Here is a 5,805-nt window from a genome sequence, read left to right as displayed (position 1 = left end):
GATATCAAAAAACTACGTGAGGCAGCCGCAATTATGATGAGCTGTAAAAAGTCAATCAAAGCCAATCATTATTTAACAAAAGAGCAAATGGAAACATTGCTACGAGATTTACGAAATGCAGATAATCCATTTACATGCCCACACGGACGTCCAGTGCTTATTCACTTTACATCATATGAAGTGGAAAAAATGTTTAAACGGGTTATGTAAGGGAGAGGGGGAAAATGGATGGGTGAATTTATTTTAGCGATTGATCAAGGAACGACAAGTTCAAGAGCCATTTTATTTGATAAAAAAGGTCAAATTGTTCATGTAGCACAAAAAGAATTTCAACAAATTTTTCCAAAGGCTGGCTGGGTAGAGCATAATGCCAATGAAATATGGGGTTCTATCTTATCCGTTATTGCGGCGGTATTAACCGAAAGTGGCCATGAAGCAAGTGAGGTTCATGCGATCGGCATTACCAATCAGCGCGAAACAACAGTGGTGTGGGATAAACACACAGGTCAGCCGATTTACAATGCGATTGTCTGGCAATCACGCCAAACACAGGACATTGTGAATACCTTAAAAGAACAAGGACAGGAAGAACATTTTCAGCAAAAGACAGGGCTTCGCTTAGATGCTTATTTTTCAGCGACAAAAATTAAATGGATCTTAGATAATGTTGAAGGCGCTCGTGAAAAGGCAGACAATGGGGATTTATTATTTGGGACGATTGATACATGGCTTGTTTGGCGATTATCAAAGGGAAAGGCTCATGTGACCGATTACTCAAATGCAGCTCGAACAATGCTCTACAATATTCATGAATTGAAGTGGGATGAGGAACTTTGTGAGCTTTTAGCTATCCCAATGTCCATGCTTCCAGAAGTGAGAAATTCATCAGAAATATATACAGAAACGGCTCCAAGTATATTTTTTGGAGAAAAAATTCCGATAGCTGGAATTGCGGGTGATCAGCAAGCCGCACTTTTTGGACAAACTTGTTTTACCAAAGGAATGGCTAAAAACACGTATGGCACTGGCTGCTTTATGCTATTAAATACAGGAGAGCAGGCAGTGACATCGGAAAATGGTTTATTGACAACCATTGCGTGGGGAATTGATGGGACAGTGACCTATGCATTGGAAGGTAGTGTATTTGTAGCAGGATCAGCTATTCAATGGCTACGCGATGGACTTAGGATGATTCGTACAGCAGAGGATTCTGAATCCTATGCTAGAAAAGTAGATCATACCGATGGGGTTTATGTTGTCCCTGCCTTTGTTGGTCTAGGTACGCCTTACTGGGATACAGATGCACGTGGCGCCATTTTTGGGTTAACCCGTGGAACATCAAAAGAACATTTTATTCGAGCAACACTAGAATCATTAGCCTATCAAACGAAAGATGTACTAGATGCAATGGAAGAAGCAGCAGGTACTCCGATTGAAGTACTCCGTGTAGATGGTGGAGCTGTCAAAAATCAATTTTTAATGCAGTTCCAAAGTGATGTTTTACAGCTACAAGTAGAGCTAGCAAAACTGAATGAGTCAACAGCACTCGGTGCAGCCTATTTAGCGGGGCTGGCGACAAGCTTCTGGCCAAACCAAGAGGCTTTATCTGCATTATGGGTGAGTGGGGAAACCTATCAACCTCACATGGATGAAGAACAAGCCACAGCTCTGTATACAGGATGGCAGAAGGCTGTAGAGGCAACACGAATTTTTAAATCATAGCTATTGGGGGAGAAAGGTATGTTTTCATTTGAGCAGCGATCAAAAATTTTATATTATCTAGAGCACTATAGCTTTGACGTATTAGTCATTGGTGGTGGTATTACAGGTGCAGGAATTGCATTAGATGCCGCATCAAGAGGCCTTTCTGTCGCATTAATTGATATGCAGGATTTTTCAGCTGGTACGTCGAGCCGTTCAACCAAATTGATTCACGGTGGTCTACGTTATTTAAAGCAATTTGATGTAGGAGTTGTAGCCGAGGTAGGGCGAGAGCGTGAAATTGTTTATGATAATGCTGTACATGTCACAACGCCTGAAAAAATGCTATTACCTTTATATAAAAAGGGTTCACTCGGTCCCTTCACAACATCTATGGCATTAAAGGTCTATGACCGCTTGGCAGGCGTCAAAAAACATGAACGTAGAACGATGTTAAATGCTCAGGAAACCCTGACATTAGAGCCTTTACTCAATCAAGAGGGCTTAGTCGGCGGTGGCTATTATGTAGAATACCGTACAGATGATGCCCGTCTAACAATTGAAGTATTAAAAAAGGCTGTAGAATATGGAGCGCTTTGCCTCAATTATGCTGAAATGACGGANNGCAGATAACAAGCAATTACGTCTAACAAAGGGCGTTCATATTGTCCTCAAACAAAAGGATTTCCCGCTAAAGCAAGCTGTTTATTTTGATATTGCTGATGGTCGTATGGCCTTTGCCATTCCACGAGATGGCAAAACCTATGTAGGGACTACGGATACTGTCTATGAAGGTAATCCTGTACATCCAGTGGCAACACAGCAAGATGTGGATTATCTAATTGAGGCTGCTAAAAAGGTCTTTCCAACTGCTACTATCACAAGAGACACAATTGAATCCTCTTGGGCAGGCGTCCGACCTCTGATTTATGAAAAGGGTAAGGATCCATCAGAAATTTCAAGGAAAGATGAAATTTGGACAGCGCCAAGTGGTTTAATGACGATTGCGGGTGGTAAGCTTACGGGCTATCGCCAAATGGCTGAAACGATTGTGGATAAAATCGTAAAGGCTCGTCGCTATAAGCATGCAAGTGCCTGTTTAACACGTGAGCTAGCACTTTCTGGTGCAAAGGGAATTAACGCTATTAATTTCCCTGACTATATTGCCTATAAAGCACGTGAAGGCGTACAATATGGCTTAAATTATGATGAAGCCAAGCATCTCGTACAAAAGTATGGCACGAATGTAGATGCCTTATTTGATCGGGTGAAATTTTTACATGAACATGGTAGTACAATGCCACTTGCCTTACATGCGATGCTACTGTATGGCATTGAAGCCGAAATGGTCTATACACCAAGCGACTTCTTTATCCGTCGGACTGGTTTATTATACTTCGATATTGAAGCAGTAAAACTTTATAAACAGCAAGTGATTCAGGTGATGCAACAACGCTTAAATTATACAGAGGAGCAAAAAAATAGATATATTGCTGAATTAGAGCAAGCCATTAACGATGCAACAAATTTTGTGAAAGAAGGGGAGTAAGGGATGGAGCGTTATATTCAAATGTCGGATGAACAATTTGTCTTCACGCGAACATTGGAGCCTTCAACGCCATGTATTGGACATATTCACATTTTGCATGGCATGGCAGAGCACAGCGGTCGCTATTTAACATTTGCGAAAACACTCAACGCAGCAGGCTATGTTGTGACGATGCATGATCACCGTGGGCATGGTGAAACGGCAGCATATAATGGGACATTGGGCTTTTTTGCTGAAGAAAACGGCTTTGAGCGTGTTGTAAAAGATGCTCATGAAGTGATTACACAACTTCACGTACCATACGCTAATGTACCATTAATTCTCTTTGGCCATAGTATGGGTTCTTTCATTACTAGACGCTATATTCAATTATACGGAGAGCAAGTAGATAATGTTATTCTCTGTGGCACTGGAAATGTGACAGCCTTGCATGCTGTAGGAAATCTAGTAGCCAAGGCTTTAGCAAAGGGACTAGGAAAAGAAACTGAAAGTAAGCTGTTAAATCAATTGAGCTTTGGTAGCTTTAATAAGCAATTTCCTAATCCGAAGACTGCCTATGATTGGTTATGTTCAGTACAACAAGAGGTGGAAAAGTATATCGATGATCCCTATTGTGGCTTTATTCCAACGAATCAATTTTTCGTGGATTTGACAACTGGCTTTGCCACACTAAATCGTAAAAGAGAATTAGCAAAAGTAAGAAAAGACCTCCCTATTCTCTTGATTAGTGGCAGTAAAGATCCGGTTGGTGAACAGGGGCTAGGCGTTTACAAAGTTGCTGAACAGTTAGCAGCGGTGGGTGTAGAGGATGTAACGGTTTATTTATTCGAGGATAAACGACATGAAATTTTAAATGAAGACAATCAAGAAGCGGTCTTTCAAGTTTTATTACGGTGGTTAGAAAAATATGATAGAAACTAAATTGCAGCAGGCAGAGGTCGTAGCAATAGTGGGACCGACTGCCTCAGGTAAAACGGCATTAAGCATTGAACTGGCAAAAAAATATCACGGTGAAGTCATTAATGGTGATTCCATGCAAGTTTATAAAGGGCTCGATATTGGGACAGCTAAAATTACCGAAGAAGAGATGGAGGGCGTTCCTCATCATTTACTTAGCTTTTTAGAGCCTACAGAATCTTTTTCGGTAGCAGATTATCAAAAATTAGTACGTGCGAAGATCGCGGAAATACAAACTCGTCAAAAATTACCTATAATAGTAGGAGGCTCTGGCTTATATGTACAAGCTGTCCTCTATGATTTCCAATTTACTGATGAAAAAGTAGATGAAGAAGCACGAAAAGCCTACTATGAGGAATTAGCAAAGCTTGGCCCTGAGGCAATGCATGACAAACTAAAACAACTAGACCCTCAAACAGCGGAGACAATCCATCCAAACAATACACGTCGTGTTATTCGTGCATTAGAAATGCTGGAATTAAGCGGTGTATCAAAAGCAGCGGAAGCGCAAAATCGAGGGGAAGTACCCCTTTACGACCATGTTATTTTAGGGCTAGGTCAAAACATGTCCCGTGACGTGCTATATGACCGTATTAATCGTCGTGTTGATTTAATGGTGGAAAATGGTCTTCTGCAAGAGGTGAAGGGATTATGGCAGCAAAATATCCGTGGAGTGCAGTCTATACAAGCCATCGGGTATAAAGAATTATATGATTATTTAGATGGCAAATGTACCCTAGAGGAAGCCCTTGATAGCTTAAAACAAAATTCCCGTCGCTATGCAAAAAGACAGCTTACTTATTTCCGTAATAAAATGGATGTCCATTTTATTACGCCGGATGATCGATTATAAGAATAAAGAAAAATTTCTAAAAATTACTAATTGATAAATTGGTAGAACATGCTACTATAGGAATGAAGAGGTAGAAAGTTAGTAGGGAGGCTATTTGATGAAATCAATCAATTTGCAAGATACGTTCTTGAACCAACTACGTAAAAACAGTGTTTTTGTAACTGTATTTCTGTTAAACGGATTTCAGTTAAAAGGGACTGTGAAATCATATGATAATTTTACAGTATTACTACTTGATGCTGAAAATAAGCAGCACCTAATCTACAAGCATGCCATTTCTACATTCGTACCAGCAAAACAAATAGAGTTTTTAGAGACAGAAGTATAATAAGTTTGTTAAACAGTTAGTGTTCTCACACTGGCTGTTTTTTTTGCTACAAGCTATAATGATAGTGGAATTTGATATTTTGGAGGACAAAGTTTATGAAAACAATGGAAACAACACAATTATTAGATCTGTTAGATGCAAATGAGGACCTATATATTATCGATGTACGTGAAGAGGATGAAGTAGCCCATGGCATGATCCCAGGTGCTCAACATATTGCACTCGGAACTATCCCTGAACGTTTAGAGGAATTAGATGTAGAAAAGCCATATATTATTGTATGTAAGGCTGGAGCTCGTTCTGCCAATGCGTGTGCTTACTTAGAGGCCCAAGGATTTAATGTAACAAACCTTGAAGGCGGCATGCTGGCTTATGATGGAGAATTAGAATTTAAATAAATCATGAAAAAAGAAAGAG

5 protein-coding genes and 2 pseudogenes are annotated in these 5,805 nt (G+C 40.1%); all 7 read left to right on the top strand.

What is annotated here, in order from left to right:
* Nucleotides 1-210 (top strand): annotated as a pseudogene (locus C7B89_RS22610) (DNA mismatch repair endonuclease MutL); the annotation flags it as partial.
* Between the two features lie 18 nt (nt 211-228).
* Nucleotides 229-1,722 carry a glycerol kinase GlpK gene (gene glpK, locus C7B89_RS22605; protein WP_054550562.1) on the top strand — a complete coding sequence of 498 codons (1,494 nt, stop codon included), beginning with the start codon at nt 229-231 and terminating at the stop codon, nt 1,720-1,722.
* Nucleotides 1,723-1,740: 18 nt separating this feature from the next.
* Nucleotides 1,741-3,250 (top strand): annotated as a pseudogene (locus tag C7B89_RS22600) (glycerol-3-phosphate dehydrogenase/oxidase).
* Nucleotides 3,251-3,253: 3 nt separating this feature from the next.
* Nucleotides 3,254-4,171 (top strand): alpha/beta fold hydrolase, encoded by a 918-nt coding sequence (locus C7B89_RS22595; RefSeq protein WP_016991959.1) that lies wholly within the window; start codon nt 3,254-3,256, stop codon nt 4,169-4,171.
* Nucleotides 4,158-5,060 carry a tRNA (adenosine(37)-N6)-dimethylallyltransferase MiaA gene (gene miaA / locus C7B89_RS22590; RefSeq protein ID WP_066036570.1) on the top strand — a complete coding sequence of 301 codons (903 nt, stop codon included), beginning with the start codon at nt 4,158-4,160 and terminating at the stop codon, nt 5,058-5,060. The genes C7B89_RS22595 and miaA overlap by 14 nt, the downstream gene beginning before the upstream one ends.
* Nucleotides 5,061-5,157: 97 nt before the next feature.
* Complete coding sequence (gene hfq / locus C7B89_RS22585; RefSeq protein ID WP_004225825.1) at nt 5,158-5,388, top strand: RNA chaperone Hfq; 231 nt, start codon at nt 5,158-5,160, stop codon at nt 5,386-5,388.
* 95 nt (nt 5,389-5,483) lie between these two features.
* Entirely contained in the window at nt 5,484-5,786 is a 303-nt protein-coding gene (locus C7B89_RS22580) for a rhodanese-like domain-containing protein (RefSeq protein WP_115674647.1), read from the top strand.
* Nucleotides 5,787-5,805 lie beyond the last annotated feature (19 nt).

Origin of the sequence: Lysinibacillus capsici (assembly GCF_003367505.1) — a bacterium.
Classification (GTDB): Bacteria; Bacillota; Bacilli; order Bacillales_A; family Planococcaceae; genus Lysinibacillus; species Lysinibacillus capsici.
The sequence above is the reverse complement of the archived record's forward strand: the minus strand, read 5'-3'. Positions and strand labels throughout refer to the sequence as shown.

Coding starts and splice junctions, on each gene's coding strand:
- hfq (WP_004225825.1), top strand. CDS start 5,158: ATGAAATCAATCAATTTGCAAGATACGTTCTTGAACCAACTACGTAAA.
- glpK (WP_054550562.1), top strand. CDS start 229: ATGGGTGAATTTATTTTAGCGATTGATCAAGGAACGACAAGTTCAAGA.
- C7B89_RS22580 (WP_115674647.1), top strand. CDS start 5,484: ATGAAAACAATGGAAACAACACAATTATTAGATCTGTTAGATGCAAAT.
- C7B89_RS22595 (WP_016991959.1), top strand. CDS start 3,254: ATGGAGCGTTATATTCAAATGTCGGATGAACAATTTGTCTTCACGCGA.
- miaA (WP_066036570.1), top strand. CDS start 4,158: ATGATAGAAACTAAATTGCAGCAGGCAGAGGTCGTAGCAATAGTGGGA.